Annotated in this window: 20 protein-coding genes; 11 read left to right on the plus strand and 9 right to left on the minus strand. The window is 68.2% G+C overall.

Annotation, left to right across the window (positions count from 1 at the left end; all coding sequences use genetic code 11):
- Positions 1 to 2 precede the first annotated feature (2 nt).
- The 3 genes from AC5LXK_RS02870 to thiL are packed head-to-tail and all read right to left on the minus strand — an operon-like array spanning position 3 to position 2068.
- Positions 3 to 503: a CinA family protein gene (locus tag AC5LXK_RS02870; RefSeq protein WP_493390226.1), complete on the minus strand. Its 501-nt coding sequence runs from the start codon at positions 501 to 503 to the stop codon at positions 3 to 5.
- A gap of 31 nt (positions 504 to 534) precedes the next feature.
- On the minus strand, positions 535 to 1080 hold the full coding sequence (locus tag AC5LXK_RS02875; RefSeq protein ID WP_493390227.1) for a phosphatidylglycerophosphatase A family protein: 546 nt from the start codon (positions 1078 to 1080) through the stop codon (positions 535 to 537).
- Positions 1070 to 2068, minus strand: a complete 999-nt coding sequence (gene thiL / locus AC5LXK_RS02880) for a thiamine-phosphate kinase (protein ID WP_493390228.1) — start codon at positions 2066 to 2068, stop codon at positions 1070 to 1072. Before thiL ends, AC5LXK_RS02875 begins: the two co-directional genes overlap by 11 nt.
- Positions 2069 to 2202: 134 nt before the next feature.
- On the opposite strand from thiL, the gene AC5LXK_RS02885 reads away from it, so the two are divergent.
- The 4 genes from AC5LXK_RS02885 (at position 2203) to AC5LXK_RS02900 (ending at position 6850) form a co-directional block, all read left to right on the plus strand.
- Positions 2203 to 4545 carry an NADP-dependent malic enzyme gene (locus AC5LXK_RS02885; protein ID WP_493390229.1) on the plus strand — a complete coding sequence of 781 codons (2343 nt, stop codon included), beginning with the start codon at positions 2203 to 2205 and terminating at the stop codon, positions 4543 to 4545.
- Positions 4546 to 4922: 377 nt separating this feature from the next.
- A complete protein-coding gene (locus AC5LXK_RS02890) occupies positions 4923 to 5354 on the plus strand; it encodes a guanyl-specific ribonuclease (RefSeq protein WP_493390230.1) in 432 nt (143 codons plus the stop codon).
- Positions 5355 to 5370: 16 nt separating this feature from the next.
- Positions 5371 to 5934, plus strand: a complete 564-nt coding sequence (locus AC5LXK_RS02895; RefSeq protein ID WP_493390231.1) for a barstar family protein — start codon at positions 5371 to 5373, stop codon at positions 5932 to 5934.
- Positions 5935 to 6148: 214 nt separating this feature from the next.
- Entirely contained in the window at positions 6149 to 6850 is a 702-nt protein-coding gene (locus AC5LXK_RS02900) for a hypothetical protein (RefSeq protein WP_493390232.1), read from the plus strand.
- A 79-nt stretch (positions 6851 to 6929) separates the two neighbouring features.
- Here AC5LXK_RS02900 and AC5LXK_RS02905 read toward each other — a convergent pair whose 3' ends face one another.
- The 3 genes from AC5LXK_RS02905 to speE form a co-directional block, all read right to left on the minus strand.
- Entirely contained in the window at positions 6930 to 7697 is a 768-nt protein-coding gene (locus tag AC5LXK_RS02905; RefSeq protein ID WP_493390233.1) for a 16S rRNA (uracil(1498)-N(3))-methyltransferase, read from the minus strand.
- Positions 7698 to 7714: 17 nt separating this feature from the next.
- Positions 7715 to 8131, minus strand: a complete 417-nt coding sequence (locus AC5LXK_RS02910) for a VOC family protein (RefSeq protein WP_493390234.1) — start codon at positions 8129 to 8131, stop codon at positions 7715 to 7717.
- A 118-nt stretch (positions 8132 to 8249) separates the two neighbouring features.
- A complete protein-coding gene (gene speE / locus AC5LXK_RS02915) occupies positions 8250 to 9107 on the minus strand; it encodes a polyamine aminopropyltransferase (RefSeq protein ID WP_493390235.1) in 858 nt (285 codons plus the stop codon).
- Between the two features lie 215 nt (positions 9108 to 9322).
- Here speE and tkt point away from each other — a divergent pair, with 215 nt between their 5' ends.
- Complete coding sequence (gene tkt / locus AC5LXK_RS02920; protein WP_493390236.1) at positions 9323 to 11395, plus strand: transketolase; 2073 nt, start codon at positions 9323 to 9325, stop codon at positions 11393 to 11395.
- 88 nt (positions 11396 to 11483) lie between these two features.
- Entirely contained in the window at positions 11484 to 12494 is a 1011-nt protein-coding gene (gene gap, locus AC5LXK_RS02925; RefSeq protein ID WP_493390237.1) for a type I glyceraldehyde-3-phosphate dehydrogenase, read from the plus strand.
- A 97-nt stretch (positions 12495 to 12591) separates the two neighbouring features.
- Here the strand turns inward: gap and AC5LXK_RS02930 are convergent, their stop codons facing one another.
- Positions 12592 to 13473, minus strand: a complete 882-nt coding sequence (locus AC5LXK_RS02930; RefSeq protein WP_493390238.1) for a LysR family transcriptional regulator — start codon at positions 13471 to 13473, stop codon at positions 12592 to 12594.
- A gap of 150 nt (positions 13474 to 13623) precedes the next feature.
- On the opposite strand from AC5LXK_RS02930, the gene AC5LXK_RS02935 reads away from it, so the two are divergent.
- The 4 genes from AC5LXK_RS02935 (at position 13624) to AC5LXK_RS02950 (ending at position 18086) form a co-directional block, all read left to right on the plus strand.
- The gene (locus AC5LXK_RS02935) at positions 13624 to 14397 is read left to right on the plus strand and encodes an SDR family NAD(P)-dependent oxidoreductase (protein ID WP_493390239.1); all 774 of its coding nucleotides are present in this window, start codon (positions 13624 to 13626) and stop codon (positions 14395 to 14397) included.
- A gap of 148 nt (positions 14398 to 14545) precedes the next feature.
- Complete coding sequence (locus AC5LXK_RS02940) at positions 14546 to 15994, plus strand: MFS transporter (protein WP_493390240.1); 1449 nt, start codon at positions 14546 to 14548, stop codon at positions 15992 to 15994.
- Between the two features lie 69 nt (positions 15995 to 16063).
- Positions 16064 to 17017 carry a 2-hydroxyacid dehydrogenase gene (locus tag AC5LXK_RS02945; protein ID WP_493390241.1) on the plus strand — a complete coding sequence of 318 codons (954 nt, stop codon included), beginning with the start codon at positions 16064 to 16066 and terminating at the stop codon, positions 17015 to 17017.
- Positions 17018 to 17027: 10 nt separating this feature from the next.
- Positions 17028 to 18086 (plus strand): L-idonate 5-dehydrogenase, encoded by a 1059-nt coding sequence (locus AC5LXK_RS02950; RefSeq protein WP_493390242.1) that lies wholly within the window; start codon positions 17028 to 17030, stop codon positions 18084 to 18086.
- Positions 18087 to 18191: 105 nt separating this feature from the next.
- On the opposite strand, the gene AC5LXK_RS02955 is transcribed toward AC5LXK_RS02950, so the two are convergent.
- Positions 18192 to 19391 carry an MFS transporter gene (locus AC5LXK_RS02955; RefSeq protein ID WP_493390243.1) on the minus strand — a complete coding sequence of 400 codons (1200 nt, stop codon included), beginning with the start codon at positions 19389 to 19391 and terminating at the stop codon, positions 18192 to 18194.
- A 312-nt stretch (positions 19392 to 19703) separates the two neighbouring features.
- On the opposite strand from AC5LXK_RS02955, the gene cynR reads away from it, so the two are divergent.
- On the plus strand, positions 19704 to 20594 hold the full coding sequence (cynR, locus tag AC5LXK_RS02960; protein ID WP_493390244.1) for a transcriptional regulator CynR: 891 nt from the start codon (positions 19704 to 19706) through the stop codon (positions 20592 to 20594).
- A gap of 36 nt (positions 20595 to 20630) precedes the next feature.
- Here cynR and AC5LXK_RS02965 read toward each other — a convergent pair whose 3' ends face one another.
- Positions 20631 to 21353, minus strand: coding sequence for a FadR/GntR family transcriptional regulator (locus AC5LXK_RS02965; protein WP_493390245.1), 723 nt, complete (start codon positions 21351 to 21353; stop codon positions 20631 to 20633).
- Positions 21354 to 21481 lie beyond the last annotated feature (128 nt).

Raw genomic sequence — 21481 nt, forward strand, 5'->3', positions numbered from 1 at the left:
GGTCAGCCTTCGCGTTCGTCGAGCAGCTTCAGCAGCCCGCGCAGCGCGTGCGCGGCCGCCTGCGTGCGGATCTGTTCGCGATCGCCCTTGAACACGAGCGTCTCGACGTCGGTATGGAGCCGGTTGCTCCAGGCGAACGACACGGTGCCGACCGGCTTCTTCTCGCTGCCGCCGGCCGGGCCCGCGATGCCGGTCACCGACAGCGCGACCTGCGCGCGGCTGTTGCGCAGCGCGCCTTCGGCCATCGCGCGCGCGACGGGCTCGCTGACGGCGCCGTGCTTGTCGATCAGGTCGGGCGGCACGCCGATCATCTCGATCTTGGCCTGGTTTGAATACGTGACGAAGCCGCGCTCGAACCACTGGCTGCTGCCGGAGATGTCGGTGATCGCGGCGGCGATCATGCCGCCGGTGCAGGATTCGGCGGTGGCGAGCGCGAGGTGCTCGTCACGCAGCTTGTTGCCTGCGCGGATCGCAAGCTGATGGACGACGGAATCGGTTGGCATGCGCGTCGGGAAACGGGAGTCGGGAAATCGGTCAGCCGATGACGGAGCGCCACAGGGCGATCACGAGCAGCGTCATGAACGCGGCGACCAGGTCGTCGGCCATGATGCCGGCCCCGCCTTTCAGGCGGCGGTCGAAGTAGCGGATCGGCGGCGGCTTGAGCATGTCGAAGATGCGGAACGCGACGAACGCCCACAGCTGGCCGACGAAGGTCGCGGGCGTGACGAACAGCATCACGAGCCAGATCGCGACGATCTCGTCCCAGACGACGGCGCCCGGATCGGGCGTGCCCATCTTCCGCGCGGTGAAACCGGTGATCCACGTGCCTGCGACGAAGCCGACGGCGATCAGCGCCCACCATTCGGGCACCGTCAGGTAGCGGTTGAGCAGGACGAAGGTCAGCCAGCCGAACAGCGAGCCGACCGTGCCGGGCATGATCGGCGCAAGCCCGCTGCCGAAGCCGAGCGACACGATGTGCGCCGGGTGCGACAGCATGAAGCGCGCGGTCACGCGCTTGCGGGCAGGCTGCGTGGCGCCGGGCTCGGCCGCGGCGTGCGCGGGCGTCGGGTCAGTCTGCATGGAAATGGTCGAAGCCGTGCAACGTGAGAGCGAGGGGCGCGCCGGCGGCGTCGCGCCACGCGATGGCGGGTTGCGCCGACGGCGCGGACAACGCGCGTATTGTACCGATTCGCGTGACCGGCACGGCGGCCGTTGCGCCGGCCGCTTCGACCGCCGCACGGGCCGCAGCCGGCGCGGTGAAGCACAGTTCGTAGTCGTCGCCGCCCGCCAGCGTGCAGCGGCGCTGCACGTCGGGCGGCAGCGTCGCGAGTGCCGCCGAACGCGGCACCGCGTCGGCGTCGATCTCGGCACACACGTTCGAGCGCGTCAGGATGTGCTGCAAGTCGCCGGCGAGGCCGTCGGAGAGGTCGAGCGCCGCGTGCGCGACGCCCGCAAGCGCCAGGCCGAGCGCGACGCGCGGCTCGGGCCGCTCGAGCGCGCGCCGGAACGTGGCCGCTTCGTCCGCGCCGGCCGTCCACTCGCCGCGGGCGACGCCGAGGCCGGCCCGCGCATCGCCGAGCGTGCCGGACACCCATACGTCGTCACCGTCGCGCGCGGCGTCGCGCCGCAGCGCCGCGTCGGGCGCGACTTCGCCGAACACGGTCACGCACAGGTTCAGCGGTCCGCTCGTCGTGTCGCCGCCGATCAGTTCGCAGCCGTAGCGCTCGGCGAGCGCGAACAGCCCGTTGCTGAAGGCCTCGAGCCAGGCCGCATCGGCGCGCGGCAGTGCGCACGCGAGCGTGAAGGCGCGCGGCTCGGCGCCCATCGCCGCGAGATCCGACAGGTTGACCGCGAGCGTCTTGTGGCCGAGCGCATCGGGCGCGACGTCGGGGAAGAAATGGCGGCCTTCGACCAGCATGTCCGTCGAAATGGCCAGCAATTTCCCGGATCGCGGCGTGATCAGCGCACAATCGTCACCGATGCCGAGCGTCGACGCGCGGGCGCCCTGCGCGGCGCGGCGCGTGAAGAAGCGTTCGATCAGCGAAAACTCGGAAAGGGCGGCTGGCACGGCGGGTCATCCGAAACGATGGAAGGAACGGCATTGTACGAGGCAAGCGGCAACGTTCCTGCACCGTTCTGACCATTTTTGTCGCGGCTGTTGCACCCGAATCGCCGGTCTGGCGGCCGATGATTGGCGCTACAATGCCGTCGAACAGTTATTCTAATCCGCCCGCCAAGAGACACATGTCTACTCAAGCCTCTTCCAAAGCCAAGCTCCGCGAAGCCGCACTCGACTATCACGAATTCCCGACCCCCGGGAAGATCGCGATCGCCCCGACCAAGCAGATGATCAACCAGCGCGATCTCGCGCTCGCGTACTCGCCGGGTGTGGCGTATGCGTGCGAGGAGATCGTCGAGAATCCGCTCAACGCGGCGCGCTTCACCGCGCGCAGCAACCTGGTCGGCGTCGTCACGAACGGCACCGCGGTGCTCGGTCTCGGCAACATCGGTCCGCTCGCGTCGAAGCCGGTGATGGAAGGCAAGGCGGTCCTGTTCAAGAAGTTCGCGGGCATCGACGTGTTCGACATCGAGCTGAACGAGTCGGACCCGCACAAGCTCGTCGACGTGATCGCCGCGCTGGAGCCGACCTTCGGCGGGATCAACCTGGAAGACATCAAGGCGCCGGACTGCTTCATCGTCGAGCGCGAAGCGCGCAAGCGGATGAAGATCCCGGTGTTCCACGACGACCAGCACGGCACCGCGATCGTCGTGGCCGCGGCCGTCACGAACGGCCTGAAGGTCGTCAACAAGGACATCAAGAAGGTCAAGCTCGTCGCCTCCGGCGCAGGTGCGGCCGCGCTCGCGTGCCTGGATCTGCTGGTCGACATCGGTCTGCCGATCGAGAACATCATCGTGACCGACCTCGCCGGCGTGGTCTACAAGGGCCGTACCGAGCTGATGGATCCGGACAAGGAGCGTTTCGCGCGCGAAACCGAAGCCCGGACGCTCGCCGAAGTGATCGACGGCGCGGACATCTTCCTCGGCCTGTCGGCCGCGGGCGTGCTGAAGCAGGAGATGGTGAAGGGCATGGCCGAGCGCCCGCTGATCCTCGCGCTCGCGAACCCGACGCCGGAAATCCTGCCGGAACTCGCGCTCGAAGTGCGCCCGGACGCGGTGCTGGCCACCGGCCGTACCGACTACCCGAACCAGGTCAACAACGTCCTGTGCTTCCCGTTCATCTTCCGCGGCGCGCTCGACGTCGGCGCGACGACGATCACGCGTGAAATGGAGATCGCGGCCGTCAACGCGATCGCCGAGCTCGCGCAGCACGAGCAGAGCGACATCGTCGCGACCGCATACGGCATTCAGGATCTGTCGTTCGGGCCCGAATACCTGATTCCGAAGCCGTTCGATCCGCGCCTGATCGTGAAGATCGCGCCGGCGGTGGCGCAGGCCGCGATGGACGGCGGCGTCGCGACGCGCCCGATCGAGGACATGGAGGCGTATCGCGTCCACCTGCAGCAGTTCGTGTATCACAGCGGCACGACGATGAAGCCGATCTTCCAGATCGCGCGCGCCGCTCCGGCAGAGAAGAAGCGCGTGGTGTTCGCGGAAGGCGAAGAAGAGCGCGTGTTGCGCGCCGTTCAGATCATCGTCGACGAGAAACTGGCGAAACCGATCCTGATCGGCCGCCCGTCGGTGATCGAGCACCGTATCCAGCGCTACGGCCTGCGCCTGACGCCGGGCACCGATTTCACGGTCGTCAACACCGAGCACGACGAGCGCTACCGCGATTTCTGGCAGACGTACTACAAGATGATGGCGCGCAAGGGCATCAGCGAGCAGCTCGCGCGCGTGGAAATGCGCCGCCGCACGACGCTGATCGGCTCGATGCTGGTGAAGAAGGGCGAAGCGGACGGGATGATCTGCGGCACGATCAGCACCACGCACCGTCACCTGCACTTCATCGACCAGGTGATCGGCAAGCGTCCGGGCTGCAGCGTGTATGCGGCGATGAACGGCCTCGTGCTGCCGGGTCGCCAGATTTTCCTGGTCGATACGCACGTGAACGTCGATCCGACCCCGGAGCAACTGGCCGAGATCACGATCATGGCGGCGGAAGAAGTGCGCCGTTTCGGCATCGAGCCGAAGGTCGCGCTGCTGTCGCACTCGAATTTCGGCACGAGCAACGCACCTTCGGCGAAGAAGATGCGCGATACGCTCGCGATCCTGCAGGAACGCGCCCCGGAGCTGAAGGTCGACGGCGAGATGCACGGCGACGTCGCGCTCGATGCCGGGCTGCGCAAGGAAATCCTGCCGGAATCGACGCTGGAAGGCGAAGCGAACCTGCTGATCCTGCCGAACATCGACGCCGCGAACATCGCGTACAACCTGCTGAAGACGGCCGCCGGCAACAACATCGCGATCGGGCCGATCCTGCTGGGCGCTGCCCAGCCGGTGCACGTGCTGACCGAATCGGCGACCGTTCGCCGCATCGTCAACATGGCGGCGCTGCTGGTCGCCGACGTGAACGCCACGCGCTGAGCCAAAACGAACGCGCCAGGCCGGTCGAACCGGCGTGGCGGGTCGGGCGAAATTGTAAACAAAAGCAAAAAGAGGCGTGCCCGCAGTGGGCACGCCGCCGGGCAGGGCGCATGCGCGCTTCCCGCAAGCAACAAGCAGCATCTCTCCACTCCAGACAGCGAGCAAGGCAAGGAGGCAGTTCCTGCCGTTGGAGAGGTGCCGTCCGCATTTTATCTCATGTAAGATAAATGTAGTGTGATTTCGGTAAGAAATACGGAATTTCGGGTATCACGACGCTTTCGATTCCCAAACGGACATTGATTCGCGCGGCCAATAACGCTACGCTAACGCCTTTGTTGGTCGTCAACTACTTGATTTAACAGCGGGAACCCTGGTTCATGGCACGCAAGTGGCTCCGCAACGGCGCGCTCGCGTCCGTCTTCGCGATGTTCGCGATGGGTATCGTCGGTACGCCGACGGGCAGTCTGGTTTCCGCCGCATACGCACGGGAGGCCGTTCCGGCCGACGTGGCCGCCAGCGGGCTCGATACGATTCCGGCTGCCAGTCTTCCGCGCGAGGCCGTCACCACGCTGAGCCTGATCGGCGCCGGCGGCCCCTATCCGTACGAGAAAGACGGCGTCGTGTTTGGCAACCGCGAGCGGATCCTGCCGAAGGCGAAGCGCGGCTACTACCATGAGTACACGGTGCCGACGCCGCGTGCCCGCAATCGCGGCGCGCGCCGGATCGTCTGCGGCGGGCCCTTGCGCCGGATCGACAACTGTTACTACACGGGCGACCACTACAGCAGTTTTAAACGTATTGTTGAATGACATCGGAACGAATGGCATGAGCGACTCCATCTACGCGCACGAGACGGCGGCGGCGGAACTGTTCGCGGCTGGCGACGGCAATCTGTTTCAACGCGTGATCCAGCTGAACGCGGCGGCGCAGGCCGGCGGTACGCCGGAGCAACAGGAAGCCGAACCCGGGCTTTCATCGAACGAGGAGCCTATGAGCCTTTTCACGACCGTGCGACCCAATCTCGTGCAGTCGATCCGCGCGTTCCGCGTGCAGGATCTCGCGGACGAAGCCACGCGGCTCGGCCAGCACTTTCTGTTTGCCTATTGCGGCGCCGCGCAGTCGAAGCAGGAAGTGATGGAAACGATCGCGACCTCGTTCCTGTTTCCGAAGCATTTCGGGAAGAACTACGATGCGCTGTACGACTGCCTGACCGACCTCGTCGCGAAGGCCGGCGCGCAGCCCGGTTTCGTGATCGTCCTCGAAGGGTTGCCGATCGCGCAGAAATTCGACAAGGAAGGGCGCGAGACGCTGCTCGACGTGTTCCGCGAGGCGGCCGAGTTCTGGGCCGAGCGCAAGGTCGCGTTCCGCGTGTTCTACTCGTTCGCATAAGCACGCATCGGCCCGCGGCCGATCCGGAAAAAGAAGCCCGCCTCGAGCGGGCTTTTTTGCGTCTGCGCAATGCGCAAGCGCCAGTGCGGCACGTCGGCTGCTGACATTAGCCTTTCATCTGACGCCATTTTCCGAGACAATCCCGCTCGGCCCGGCTGCGGCGGCCGCCGCATCGGGCGCGTACAACAAACCATCGAGAGAGGGCTGTCTTCCCATGAGTATTTCCCGTTCCGCACGCGCCGTCGTGCTGCCCCTGCTGGTCGCGGCCGGCGCCGCGCATGCCGCGCCGCTGACGCCCGAGCAGACCGTCGACCTGTATATCGGCGCACTCGTCAACGGCGACGTGTCGAAAGCCCGCGAATTCAACGACGCGGTACGCACGAGTTACAGCGGCAAGGACGCGCTCGACGTCGGCGTCGTGTCGACGATGGGCGAGTCGATGCGCAAGGACATGGCCGAAGGCCTGCTGGCGCCGATGCCGCCGAAGGCAGGCGCCGCGTTGCGTCCGTCGGTCGAGAGTATGTCAGCGGCCTATCAGCGCGCGATCAATCGCTCGGAATGCAAGGCAACCGGATCGTCGCTGCAACCGAACTCGGCCATCGAGGGCCAGACGATCGCGACGGTCGAATTCGCGTGCCGCGTGCCGGACGCGGAGCCCGGCGGGAAGGCGCTGCAGGCCAAGCTCGGCAACGGCCGCCTCAAGAACGACGCGGCACGGATCGCCGCGTTCAAGGCGATCTTCTCGGGTATGGCACAGGTGCTGGACGCGGCGCCGGTGACGCGCCCCGTGACGGGCAAGATCGACGTTTACAGCCTGGACGGCGGCTGGACGACGGGTAGCCCGCAAGACGTGCTGATGCCGGTACTCGATGCGTTGTCGGATGCGATGCCGCAGGGCTCGTCGAGCGACAAGTAAGTCACGATAAACCGCGGCGTCAGGATGACGCGACGACGGGGGCGCGCCGTGCCGCCTCGCGGCGGGCACGGCCTGCGCATTACCACCCGCCCCAGCGCGCTGCCAGCGCCGCGAGCACGGCCGCGCCGGCCGTCTCGGTGCGCAGCACGCGCGGCCCGAGCGACAGCGCGGTGAACCCGCGGGCGCGCGCCGCGTGTTCCTCGTCGGGCGACAGCCCGCCTTCCGGCCCGATCAGCAGCGTGACGGTTGCCGCGGGCGGCGCGTCGGGCAGCGACGCGAACGGGATGCTGGCGCGCGGCGACAGCAGCAGCCGCAGCTCGCCGTCGGCCGGCACGGCAGGCAGCGTGTCGAGCCACGCGTGGAAACCGGCGACCGGCGCCACGTCGGGCACACGGTTGCGTCCGCACTGTTCGCACGACGCACGCACGACGCCGCGCCAGTGCGCGACGCGCTTGTCCGCGCGTTCGCCGGACAGCTTCACGACGCCGCGCGCGGTCGACAGCGGCACGACCGCCGCGACGCCGAGCTCGACGGCCTTCTCGATCACCCAGTCCATCTTGTCGCCGCCTGCGATCCCCTGCGCGAGCGTCACGCGATAGGGCGGCTCGGCCTCGGCGGGCTCGAACGTCTCGATTTGCACGATCGCGCTGCGCTTGTCGATTTCGATGAGCCGGGTACGGTACTGGCCGCCCGTGCCGTCGAACAGCGCGAGCACGTCGCCGGGTTGCAGGCGCAGCACCTGCGCGTGGCGCGCGACGTCGGCCGGCAACGGGAGCGTGACGTCGGCGCGCAGTGCGGCGTCGACGAAAAAGCGCGGCACGGCCGCGGTGGTGGTGGCTTCGTTCATGCGTGTTGCGGTTTCGGTCATGCGGGGAGACGGCACCCGAGCGCCCAGCGGTAGCCGTCGAGATCCTCGATCTGGGCGAACCGGTCGCCCCAGAACTGGTCCTGCGGCGCGCTCAGCGATTTCGCGCCCGCGTCGAGCGCGCGCTGCCAGGTGGCGTCGACGTCGTCGACGTACAGATAAAAAGATTGCGGCGCGGTCGTATTCGCGCTTTTCGGCGTGAGTGCGGTCGAACCGAATGCGCCCTCGGGCGCGAACATCACGATCAACTGGCCGCGATGCGTCATCTCGACGTGCATGATCGCGCCGTCCTCGTCGTGCACGTCGCGCACCTCGAAGCCGAATGCGGCCTGGAAGAAATCGATGGCCGCGCGCGCGTTGCGTACGGCCAGGTAGGGCGTCAACCAAGGCACGTTGGCCGGACGTGGATCGGTCATGAAAATCTCCTGTGGGACCAGGTTGGCGCTGCGTCCGGGTCGCTCCGGTTCCGTGTTTCGCACGGCGAACCATGCGGAATTTCGACGGAACAACGGAGCGATGCGGCCGCCCGGACGCTCAGCGGCGAACGCCCAGTGTATCGCGCAGCGCGCACGGCAGGGCAAAGAGGGACGCATGCAGCCGCGCATCGTAGTAGCGCAGGCCGTGGACGCGGCGGGCCGCGAGCCGGTCGTCGATGTCGTGCGCGAACAGCGCGGCTGCGTCGAGCGTGTCGCTCGCGATCGCCATCAGCCACTGCGAGCCGTACAGCGGCACATGCGCGGACAACGGATCGACGACCGCGAAGCTTGCGCGCAGGTCGTCGAGCAGCGCGGCGATGCGCGATGCGTGGAATACGGGCGAGCCGAGATGCATCGAGATCGCGCCGCACGGCGTGAGGATCCGCTTGAGCCGCGCGTAGAACGCGCGCGTATAGAGGCCGGCCGCCGGCGAATCGGGCGGCGTGAGGTCGAACACGACGAGATCGAAATGCTCGACGGTCGACTCGACGAAATGCGCGGCGTCGCCGATCACGACCTCGACGCGCGGGTCGTCGAGCGCGCCCTGGTGCACGTCGTCGAGATAGCGGCGCGCCATCCCGACCACCTCGTCATCGAGTTCCGCGATCACGATCCGCTCGATGCACGCGTGCTTGAGCAACTGGCGGGCCGCGCCGCCGTCGCCGCCGCCGAGCACGAGCGCCTTCTTCGGCGACGGGTGCGCGAGCGCGGCCGGGTGCGTCATGCACTCGTGATAGACGTACTCGTCGCCGACCGACGTCATCGGCCGGCCGTCCAGCGTGAACAGGCGGCCGAGCTGCGGGGTTTCCCAGACTTCGATCTGCTGGTGCGGGGACGCGACGTGCGCGAGCCGCCGGGCATTCGGGAAGCCGTAGGTGGCGTGGGGCGTAGGGTGAAAGAGAAGCGTGGTGCTCACGGGCGGGCCGCTGGGGCAGGCAGTTCCGACGTCTGAATTATAGGAGGCGGGCGGTTTGATGGAAAACCGTGCCGGAACACTACGCTTCGACAAGGGAAATGTCAGCCCATCTGTTAAAATGACGAGCTTTGCAGCCCCGTCCGTAGGCTCCGTCCGCTTCGCGTCCGTCAGGCGCCGCACCGCGCGCCGGGAACGATTGACGCTCGAGCTTCCGGATGCCGCCGTGCCCCCGTTTCCTCGACTCGTTCTCCGGACTCGACATGACGACTTCGTCTCCCGCCTCCACCACCCTGATGGCCAACGCGATCCGTGCGCTCGCGATGGACGCCGTCCAGCAAGCGAACTCCGGCCACCCCGGCATGCCGATGGGCATGGCCGAAATCGGCGTCGCGCTCTGGTCGCGCCACCTGAAGCACAATCCGACGAACCCGCATTGGGCCGACCGCGACCGCTTCGTGCTGTCGAACGGCCATGGTTCGATGCTGCTGTACTCGCTGCTGCACCTGACCGGCTACGACCTGCCGATGGAAGAGCTGAAGAACTTCCGCCAGCTGCACTCGAAGACGCCGGGCCACCCGGAATACGGGATCACGCCGGGTGTCGAGACGACCACCGGCCCGCTCGGCCAGGGCCTCGCGAACGCGGTCGGCATGGCGCTCGGCGAAGCGCTGATGGCCGACGAGTTCAACCGTGACGGCGCGAAGATCGTCGATCACCACACGTACGTGTTCCTCGGCGACGGCTGCCTGATGGAAGGCATTTCGCACGAAGCCTGCTCGCTCGCGGGCACGCTGAAGCTGAACAAGCTGATCGCGCTGTACGACGACAACGGCATCTCGATCGACGGCGACGTCGTGAACTGGTTCCACGACGACACGCCGAAGCGCTTCGAAGCGTACGGCTGGAACGTGATCCCGCACGTGAACGGTCACGACGTCGATGCAGTCGACGCCGCCATCGCAAAGGCGAAGCTGTCGGACAAGCCGACGCTGATCTGCTGCAAGACGGTGATCGGCCAGGGCGCGGCAACCAAGGCCGGCGGCCATGACGTGCACGGCGCGGCGCTCGGCGCGGAAGAAATCGCGAAGACGCGCGCAGCGCTCGGCTGGAAGTGGGAGCCGTTCGTGATTCCGCAGGAAATCTACGCGGCATGGGACGCGAAGGAAGCCGGCAAGCACGCCGAAACCGAATGGGACGCGACGTTCGCTGCCTATCGCGCCAAGTTCCCGGCAGAAGCCGCCGAATTCGAGCGCCGGATGGTCAACCAGCTGCCGGCCGACTGGGCCGAGAAGGCTGCGGCGATTATCGCCGGCGCGAACGAGCGCGGCGAGACGGTGGCGACCCGCAAGGCGTCGCAGCAGGCGATCGAAGGCCTGGCTGCCGCACTGCCCGAACTGCTCGGCGGCTCGGCCGACCTGACCGGCTCGAACCTGACCAACTGGAAGGCATCGAAGGCTGTTCGCGCGAATCCGGAAGGCCCGGGCGTCGCGCTGGGCAACCACATCAACTACGGCGTGCGCGAATTCGGCATGAGCGCCGCGATCAACGGCCTCGCGCTGCACGGCGGCCACAAGCCGTTCGGCGGCACGTTCCTGACGTTCTCCGACTACAGCCGCAACGCGCTGCGCGTCGCCGCGCTGATGAAGCTGCCGTCGATCTTCGTGTTCACGCACGATTCGATCGGCCTCGGCGAAGACGGCCCGACGCACCAGTCGATCGAGCACGTGTCGAGCCTGCGCCTGATCCCGAACCACGACGTGTGGCGTCCGGCCGATACCGTCGAGACGGCCGTCGCCTGGACCCACGCGATCGCAGCAGACCGTCCGTCGAGCCTGATCTTCAGCCGCCAGAACCTCGCGTTCAACCCGCGTAGCGATGCGCAGATCGCGAACATCGAGAAGGGCGGTTACGTGCTGAAGGACTGGGACGAAGAGATCGTCGCGCGCAAGATCATCCTGATCGCGACGGGCTCGGAAGTCGAATTCGCGATGAAGGCCGTCGAGCCGCTCGCGCAGCAGGGCATCGCGGCCCGCGTCGTGTCGATGCCGTCGACCAACGTGTTCGACCGCCAGGACGCCGAATATCGTGAACGCGTGCTGCCGCACGGCGTGCGCCGCGTCGCGATCGAAGCGGGCGTGACGAGCTTCTGGCACAAGTACGTCGGCCTCGAAGGCGGCGTCGTCGGGATCGACACGTTCGGCGAATCGGCTCCGGCCGGCGTGCTGTTCAAGTACTTCGGCTTCACCGTCGAGCACGTCGTCGAGACTGCGAAGGCCGTGCTGGCCTAAAAACATACGCGACGCGCGCCCCCCCCTCGCGCGCGTCGCACCGTGAAGCTGCACGAAACGAATTTTTTCAGCCATCAGGAGATAGACCATGACGATTCGCGTCGCAATCAACGGCTACGGCCGTATCGGCCGCAACACGCTGCGCGCGTTCTATGAAAACGGCAAGAAGCACGATCTCGAGATCGTCGCGATCAACGACCTGGGCGATGCGAAGACCAACGCGCACCTGACCCAGTACGACACCGCACACGGCAAGTTCCCGGGCGAAGTGTCGGTCGACGGCGACTTCCTCGTCGTGAACGGCGACAAGATCCGCGTGCTGGCGAACCGCAACCCGGCCGAGCTGCCGTGGGGCGAGCTGGGCGTCGACGTCGTGATGGAATGCACGGGCTTCTTCACGACGAAGGAAAAGGCGAGCGCGCACCTGAAGGGCGGCGCGAAGAAGGTGATCATCTCGGCGCCGGGCGGCAAGGATGTCGACGCGACGATCGTCTACGGCGTGAACCACAACGTGCTGAAGGCCGAGCACACGGTCATCTCGAACGCATCGTGCACGACGAACTGCCTCGCGCCGCTCGTCAAGCCGCTGAACGACAAGATCGGCCTCGAAACCGGCCTGATGACGACGATCCATGCGTACACGAACGACCAGGTGCTGACGGACGTCTATCACGAAGACCTGCGCCGCGCGCGTTCGGCCACGCACAGCCAGATCCCGACGAAGACGGGCGCGGCTTCGGCCGTCGGCCTCGTGCTGCCGGAACTGAACGGCAAGCTCGACGGTTACGCGATCCGCGTCCCGACGATCAACGTGTCGGTCGTCGACCTGTCGTTCATCGCGAAGCGCGACACGACGGTCGAGGAAGTCAACGCGATCATGAAGGAAGCATCGGAAGGCGCGCTGAAGGGCATCCTCGGCTACAACGATGCACCGCTGGTGTCGATCGACTTCAACCACAACCCGGCTTCGTCGACGTTCGACGCCACGCTGACCAAGGTGTCGGGCCGCCTCGTCAAGGTGTCGAGCTGGTACGACAACGAGTGGGGTTTCTCGAACCGCATGCTGGATACGGCTGTCGCGTTCGCGAACGCGAAGTAATCCCGCACGTTGCGCGGCCGCCGCGAGGCGGTGCGCGCAGCGAACGAGCCCGGCCCGGTTTTCCCGGCCGGGCTTTTTTATTGCCTTGTTCCGTTGTTCATGCGGCCGTCACCTGCCCGAGCGCGGCGACGAAGGCATGTTTCAACGGGCTGTCGAGATCGGTCCACGCGAGGCCGATGCCGGTGCGGTGCCCGGCCAGGTCGAGCGGCCGGGCGAGCACGTTCGGCGGCAGTGCGCTGGCCGCTTCCGCCGGGATCAGGCCGATCCCCATTCCCGCCGCGACGAGCGCGAGCATCGTCGTGAATTCCCCGAACTCCTGCGCGATTTCGAGTGTCGTGCCCGCGCGGCTCAGCGCGAGCAGCATGTCGTCGTGAAAGCCGGGCGCGTAGCGGCGCGCGAGCACGAACGCGGGCTGGCCGCGCAGCGCGACCGGTGAAATCGCGTCGTGCGCGGCGAGCGGATGGTCGAGCGGCAGCGCGACGACGAAACCTTCCTCGAGCACCACACGCGTGTCGATGCCCGCATACGCGGCGGGCAGCCGGATCATCCCGAAATCGATCCGCCGGTCGCGCAGCGCGGCGATCTGGTCGGGCGTCGGCATGTCTTTCAGTTCGAGCGTGATCAACGGATAGCGCTCGCGCATCGTGCGCAGCACGGCCGGCAGCAGCGTCGGCAGCACCGACGACACGAACGCGATCCGCAGCGTGCCGATCTCGCCGCGGCTCGACAGCCGCGCCATCTGTTCCGCGCGCGCGGCCTGCTGCAGCGTGGCGCGCGCCTCGGGCAGGAACACGCGCCCCGTGTCGCTCAGTTCGACCTTGTGCCGGTCGCGCTCGAACAGGCGCGCGCCGAGTTCCGCCTCGAGCGCCTTGATCTGCATGCTGAGCGCGGGCTGCACGATGAACAGGCGCTGCGCGGCGCGCCCGAAATGCAGCTCTTCCGCGAGCGTGACGAAGGCGCGCAATTGCTTGAGTTCCATGGGCGGCGGGCAAGAGAGGGCGGTAATCAGATTTCATGATAACCGGATCAAAAAAGACCATTGGCGCGGGTTCCGTCCGGCGGCCGAAGATACCGTCAACGCGAGACCGGCCGCGACGGGCGGCCGGCTCCCTGGCACGAGGAGACATCCATGACCAACGCGCTTGACCGGTTCCGCCTCGACGGCCGCCGCGCCCTGATTACCGGTTCCGGACGCGGGATCGGGCTGACGCTCGCCCGCGGGCTTGCCGAAGCCGGCGCCGCGATCGTCATCAACGATCGCAATGAGGAGAAGGCCGCGTCGCTCGCGCGCCACTTCCGCGAGGAAGGTTTTGCTGCCGACCATGCGGTGTTCGACGTCACCGAGCATGCGCAGGTACGCGCGGCGATCGATGCTTTCGAGTCGCGCGTCGGCGCGATCGACATCCTCGTGAACAACGCGGGCATCCAGCGCCGCGCGCCGCTCGACACGTTCGAACCCGACGACTGGCAGGCGCTGATGCGCGTGAACCTCGACGGCGTGTTCAACGTCGCGCAGGCCGTCGCACGGCACATGATCGCGCGCGGCCACGGGAAGATCATCAACATCTGCTCGGTGCAGAGCGAGCTCGCGCGGCCGACGATCGCGCCGTATGCGGCGACCAAGGGCGCGGTGCGGATGCTGACGAAAGGGATGTGCGCCGACTGGGCGCGCCACGGCATCCAGGCGAACGGCCTCGCGCCCGGCTATTTCGAAACCGAACTGAATCGCGCGCTGGTCGACGACGCGGCGTTCTCGGACTGGCTGTGCAAGCGCACGCCGGCCGGCCGCTGGGGGCGCGTCGACGAGCTGTGCGGTGCGGCGATCTTCCTCGCGTCGGCCGCATCCGATTTCGTGAACGGCCAGACGCTGTTCGTCGACGGCGGGCTGACCAGCGCCGTTTGAGCGGCGACGCTTGCGCCGTGTGCGCAGCGTCGTTGCGCCGGCTGGCGCCGGCATCCGAATTCCCAGAAGAGCCCGCCGCACGAGCGGGCCGATGTCCCGGCGCAGCGCGCCGGGTTCCGGAACGGAAGGCAGGAGACAGGAGACAACGATGGATCGCATTTCCCCGCCGCGCGCGCGGCACGATGCAGGGTCCGGTACGCCGGGCGACACCGTCGGGCGCCGCGGCGTCGACAGGAAACAGCTGAACCGTGCGGCATGGACCTGCTCGCTCGGCAGCGCGCTCGAATACTACGATTTCGCGTTGTACACGCTTGCATCGGCACTGGTGTTCGGGCCGCTGTTCTTTCCCGCGCAGACCGCCGAGATGCGGCTGATCGCGAGCTTCGGCACCTACTTCGTCGGCTTCGCGGTGCGCCCGCTCGGCGGTGTCGTGTTCGGCGTGCTCGGCGACCGGATCGGCCGCAAGTTCGTGCTGACCGCGACGGTGCTGCTGATGGGCATCGCGAGCACGCTGATCGGCGTGCTGCCGACCTTCGCGACGGCCGGCTACTGGGCGCCCGCGCTGCTGATCCTGCTGCGCATCCTGCAGGGCCTCGGCGCCGGCGCGGAGCAGGCGGGCGCCGCGGTGCTGATGACCGAATACGCGCCGCCGGGCCAGCGCGGCTTCTATGCGTCGCTGCCGTTTCTCGGCATCCAGCTCGGCACGGTGCTCGCGGCGGCCGTCTATTTCCTGCTGCTCGCGCATATCGACCGCGTGACCGACGGCTGGGGCTGGCGCGTGCCGTTCCTGTTCAGCGCGGTGATCGTCGCGGTCGGGATCTACATGCGCGTGCGGCTGCACGAGTCGCCGACCTTCGTGCGGCTCGAGAAGCGCGCGCAGGTTGTGGCGAATCCGCTGAAGAGCGCCGTGCAGCATTCGAAGCGCACGCTCCTGATCGGCATCGGCCTGCGGATGGCCGAGAACGGCGGCTCGTCGATCTACCAGGCGCTCGCGGTCAGCTATCTCGCGGGCGTGATCGGGATGAAGGGGCCGATCGGCGCGCTGGCGCTCGTGTGCGCGGCGGCCGTCGGCGCCTGCACGGTGCCGCTGGCCGGCTGGCTGAGCGACCGCTACGGCCGCGTGCGCGTGTATCGCACCTTTGCGTGGCTGCAGCTCGCGCTCGCGTTTCCGGTGTGGTGGATCTTCAGCCACGGCAACGTGGTCGCGAGCGTGATCGCGATCTCGGTTGCGCAGGGCTTCGCGAACTGGGGGATGCTCGGCGCGCAGGCCGCGCTGCTGCCCGAACTGTTCGGCGCGCGCCATCGTTACATGGGCGTGTCGTTCTCGCGCGAAGTGTCGGCCGTGCTCGCGGGCGGGATCGCGCCGCTCGTCGGCGCAACGATCATCGCGACCGTGATCGCGCTGCACGGCGGCGATCACGCGGCCGGCGTGCGGGCATGGGTGCCGATCGCCGCGTACCTGGTGCTGCTGACGCTGATCACGCTGTTTACGACGGCGCGGATGCCCGAACCGCTGAACCGCGACCTCGACGATCCGCTCGACGCCGCGCAGGCGGCGCCGGCGCCGGAAGCCGATGCGCTCGCGCGGCACGCATGAACGGGCCGGGCGGCCCAGGCGGCCCGGCACGCTTTCGCATTCAACTTATCTCGACAGGAGCAAGCGCAGATGGCGCACGAATCGACCCAGCGGCCCGACCTGCTGATGACGGGCCCTTACCAGCCTTGGGACGGCGCATGGCTGGCCGGCTATGACGTCCACCGGTTGTGGGAAGCCGCCGACCGCGCGGCGTTCCTCGCCGAACACGGCGCCGGCGTGCGCGCGATCGCGACACGCGGCGATCTCGGCGCGAATGCCGGATTGATCGCCGCGCTGCCGCAGCTCGAGATCATCGCGTGCTACGGCGTCGGTACCGATGCGATCGACCTCGCCGCCGCGCGCGAGCGCGGCATCCGCGTGACGAACACGCCCGACGTGCTGACCGGCGACGTCGCCGATCTCGGCGTCGGGCTCGCGCTCGCGATGCTGCGCCGGATCGGCGCCGGCGATGCGTACGTGCGTTCCGGTGCCTGGCGCGACGGCGACATGCCGCTCGTCACGCGGCTCTACGGCAAGCGGGTCGGCGTGGTCGGCTTCGGCCGGATCGGCTCGACGCTCGCGCGCCGGCTGTCCGGCTTCGACGTCGAGCTCGGCTACTTCGACGTTGCGCCGCGCGCGGACAGCGAGCATCGTTTCTTCGGCGACCTCGCCGAGCTGGCCGGCTGGTGCGACCTGCTGATCGTCACGCTCGCGGGCGGGCCGGCGACGCGCCACCTCGTCGGCGCGGCCGTGCTCGACGCGCTCGGGCCGCAAGGTTATCTCGTGAACGTGTCGCGCGGCACGACCGTCGACGAACCGGCGCTGCTCGACGCGCTCGAACGCAACGCGATCGCCGGCGCGGCGCTCGACGTGTTCTGGAACGAACCGCGCATCGACCCGCGTTTCCTCGCGTTGCCGAACGTGCTGCTGCAGCCGCACCATGCAAGCGGGACGATCGAGACGCGCCAGGCCATGGGCTGGCTCGTGCGCGACAACCTCGCCGCGCATTTCGCCGGCGAGCCGCTGCTCACGCCGGTTGTCTGAGGAGAGTGTCATGCGTATGCGTTGCATGTGTGTGGTGATCCACGGGCCGAACGACCTGCGGGTCGAAGAGCAGGACGCGGGCGAGATCGGCCCGGGCCAGGTGCGCGTCGATGTCGCGATGGGCGGCATCTGCGGCTCCGACCTGCATTACTTCCGGCATGGCGGCTTCGGCGCGATCCGGTTGCAGCAGCCAATGGTGCTTGGCCACGAGGTCGCCGGCACGGTCGCGGAAGTCGCGCCGGACGTCACGTCGGTGAAGGTCGGCGACCGCGTCGCGGTCAATCCGAGCCGGCCGTGCGGCGCGTGCCGCTACTGCCTCGAAGGCTTGCCGAACCAGTGTCTCGACATGCGCTTCTACGGCAGCGCGATGCGGATGCCGCACGTGCAGGGCGCGTTCCGCAACGCGCTCGTGTGCGACGCGGTGCAGTGCGTGAAGGTCGGCGACCACGTGCCGCTGTCGCTCGCGGCCCTCGCCGAGCCATTCGCGGTCGGGTTGCACGCGGTGTCGCGCGCGGGCCCGCTGATCGGCAAGCGCGTGCTCGTGTCGGGCTGCGGGCCGATCGGCGTGCTGGCGGTGGCGGCAGCGCGCGTGCACGGTGCGGCGGAGATCGTCGCGACCGACGTGGTCGAGGCGCCGCTGGAAGTGGCGAGCGCGCTCGGTGCCGACCGCACGATCAATGCGGCAGCCGATGCGGGCTGGGTCGAGCGCTACAGCGCCGACAAGGGCACGTTCGACGTGATGATCGAGTGTTCCGGCAATGCGCGCGCGCTGCGCGACGGATTGGACGTGATGCGGCCGCGCGGCGTCGTCGTGCAGCTCGGGCTTGGCGGCGATGTCAGCCTGCCGCAGAACGTCGTGGTCGCGAAGGAACTGTCGATCTGCGGATCGTTCCGCTTCCATGCGGAATTCGCGCTGGCGGTGCAGCTGATCAACGCGGGGCGCGTCGACCTGCGCCCGGCCGTCACGCGCGTGTTCCCGATGCGCGATGCGAATCTCGCGTTCGAACTGGCCGGCGACCGGCAGCGTGCGATGAAGGTGCTGATCGATTTCGCGGACACCGCCGCGTGAGGGTCCGGCACTGACGCACGGCGGCGTCGGCGCCCAAGAAAAAGGCACGCCCGCGAGTTGCGCGGCGTGCCTTTTTTCGTCGTGCTGCGGAAACGGACTACCGCATTACTGCGTGACCTGGCGCGAGCCGACGCGCTGCGACGCGAGCCACAGGGCGAGCAGCATGCCCGACAGCGCCGCGCCCGCGATGCACACGCCGCGCCAGCCGTCGACGCCGTACGCGACGCTCGCCGCGAACGACCCGAGTGCGCCGCCGATGAAGTAGCTCGTCAGGTAGATCGTCGTCACGCGGCTGCGCGCGTTGCCGGCCAGCGCGTAGATCACGCTCTGGTTCGAGATGTGCGTACCCTGCACGCCGACGTCGAGCAGCAGGATGCCCGCGATCAACGCGGCGAGCGAATGCGAGCCGGTCGCGATCAGCGCGAACGACGCGAGCACGGCCGCCGCGAACAGCCCCGTCGCCGCGTTGCCGTGGCCGCGATCGACCAGCCGGCCGGCCGACGTTGCCGCGAGCGCACCCACCGCGCCGACGACGCCGAACAGGCCGATCTGCCCTTCGGAATAGTTGTACGGCGCCTGGCTCAGCAGGAACGTGAGGCCCGTCCACAGCAGGCTGAAGCACGCGAACACGAGCGCGCCGTAGGTCGAGCGCAGCGCGATCAGCGGCTGCGCGCGCACCAGCGCGACGAGCGATTTCATCAGCGCCGCATAGTCGAGGCGCGCATCGCGGCGATCCTTCGGCAGCTTCACGGCGAGCACGGCGGTCAGCGCGAGCACCATCACCGCGGCGATGCCGTACACCGCGCGCCAGCCGAACCAGTCGGCGATCGCACCGGCCGCGACGCGCGCGAGCAGGATGCCGAGCAACAGGCCGCTCATCACGGTGCCGACCGCGCGGCCGCGCGAACGCGCATCGGCGAGCGACGCCGCGAACGGCACGAGCAGCTGCGTCGAGCAGGTGACGAAGCCGACCGCGATGTTCGCGACGACGAACATCGTGAAATTCGTGCTGAACGTGACCGCGACCAGCGCGACGACGTTGAGCATCAGCAGCCGCACGATCAGCGTATGGCGGTTGACCGCGTCGCCGAGCGGGACGATCAGCAGCAGGCTGGCTGCGTAGCCGAGCTGCGTCAGCGTGACGAGATAGCCGAGCTCGGTCGGCGCGCGGCCGAAGCTGCGGGCGATCGCGGCGAGCAGCGGCTGCGCGTAGTAGATGTTGCCGATGACGATGCCGCACGCGCAGGCGAACAGCAGCGTCATGCCGCGGGTCAGGGGAGGGTGATTGTCGTGATGCGGTTCCATGGTCGCGAAAAGCAGCGGCGCCTTCCGGCGGCACGGGGCCGTCGGTTGCGCGGGGTGACGGAAATCGGGGCCGGCGTCGACGGATCGGCGGTGAACCGATGCGCGCCGGGCGGATCGCGGCCGGGCCCGGATCGGGCGGGCGGCGGATCGTCGTGCGGCGGGCGGAGGCAGGGCGGGCCCGGGCGTGCCGCTCCGGTGCGGCGACAGATGCGATGCATCGGAGCGGATGTGCGTATGATGCGGGAATCGACCCATAGCGTCCAAGACTGGATCGTTATGGTATCCATTGGTTCAACCAATACGTTGGCCGCGATGCTTCTCCGCCACATCCGCTATTTCCTGGCCGTCGCCGAGCAGCGCAGTTTCACGCGCGCGGCCGACGCGCTGCACGTGTCGCAGCCGACGCTGTCGCAGCAGGTCCGCCAGCTCGAGGAAACGCTCGGCGTGCAGCTGTTCGACCGCTCGGGCCGCACGGTGCGGCTGACCGAATTCGGCGAGGTCTATGCGCGCCATGCGCGCGCCGCGCTGCACGAGCTCGACACCGGGCAGCGCGCGCTGCACGACGTCGCCGATCTCGGCAGCGGGTCGCTACGGCTCGCGATGATGCCGACTTTCGCGGCCTATCTGAGCGGCTCGCTGATCGACGCGTTCCATGCCGATTATCCGAACGTCGCGCTGACGATCGACGCGATGCCGCAGGAGCGCATCGAGGCGCTGCTCGCCGACGACCGGCTCGACGCGGGCTTCGCGTTCATGCCGCCGCGTGCGCCGGACATCGACGCGCTGCCGCTGTGGGACGAGCCGCTCGCGCTCGTGACGGGCCGCACGCACCGTCTTGCGCGGCGGCGCCGCGCACTGACGCCGGCCGAACTCGGCGGCGAGCCGCTGGTGCTGCTGAGCCGTGCGTTCGCGACGCGCGAGAGCATCGACCGGTATTTCATCGAGCATGGCGCGCGACCGTTGATCGCGATCGAGACGAATACGATCAGCGCGGTGCTGGAACTCGTGCGGTGCGGCCGGCTCGCGACGGTGCTGCCCGATGCGGTCGCACGCGAGAGCGGCGACCTGTGTGCGCTGGAGATCGATCCGCCGCTGCCGACGCGCACGGCCGCGCTGCTCACGCGCAAGGGCGCGTACCGCAGCGTGGCGGCGCGCGCGTTCATCGAGCGCGCGCTCGCGTATCGCGATCCGTCGGGCGGGTGACCGGTACGACCGGGTGGCGGCCGGAGGCCGGGCGCGTCATGCGCCCGGTGTCGGGAAGAAGATACCCGCGCGCTGCGCGGCGTTCGCGATGTGCGTTTCGATCGCGGTGCCCGCGGCGGCCGCATCGCGGGCGATCAGCGCGTCGACGATCGCGCGATGCTCGTGCCACGTCGACAGCAGCAGCTCGCGCCGGTAGAACGGCATGCGCTGGCTTTCCTTCATGATGTCCGCGCTGCTGCGCAGCACCGATTCGATCGCCGCGTTGCCGGCCAGGTGGATGATCCGCATGTGGAAGTCGAAGTCGAGTTGCGACGCCTCGTCGATCGCGTTTTCGGTCAGCGCGACGTGCAGGTCGGCGAGGTTGTCCTCGAACCACGCGATGTCGGCGTCGCTGACCACGTGCGCGGCCATCCGCGCGGCGAAGCCTTCGAGCGCATAGCGCATCTGGTACGTATCGGGCGGCGACGACTGCTCGGCGAATTGCCACGGATGCGCGACCGACGCCTGCGCGCTTTCGACGTACACGCCCTTGCCCGCCCGGATGCGCAGCATCCCGAGCGCCTCGAGCGTCGACAGCGCCTCGCGCAGCGACGCACGGCTGATCTCCAGCTCCTCGGAGAGCTGGCGCTGGGCCGGCAGCAGGCTGCCGACCGGATAGACGCCTGCCTCGATCCGTTCGCGGATCGTCGCGATGGCGGCGTCGGTCACGGTATGCGGAACGTTTTTCATGATGTGAACTTTGGCCGGTCTGACCGGCATTGTAATCCGCACGCAGGCGGTGCATGACCGCCCTACGGGAAAGCCACGATCCGCCCCTTTCCGGTGCGCGGGAGCCGGGTGCGAAGGGGCGGGAAATCCCTATTTGATCCGTCCTTGACGCCACTATA

The sequence above is a fragment of the Burkholderia pulmonis genome (genome assembly GCF_984667975.1).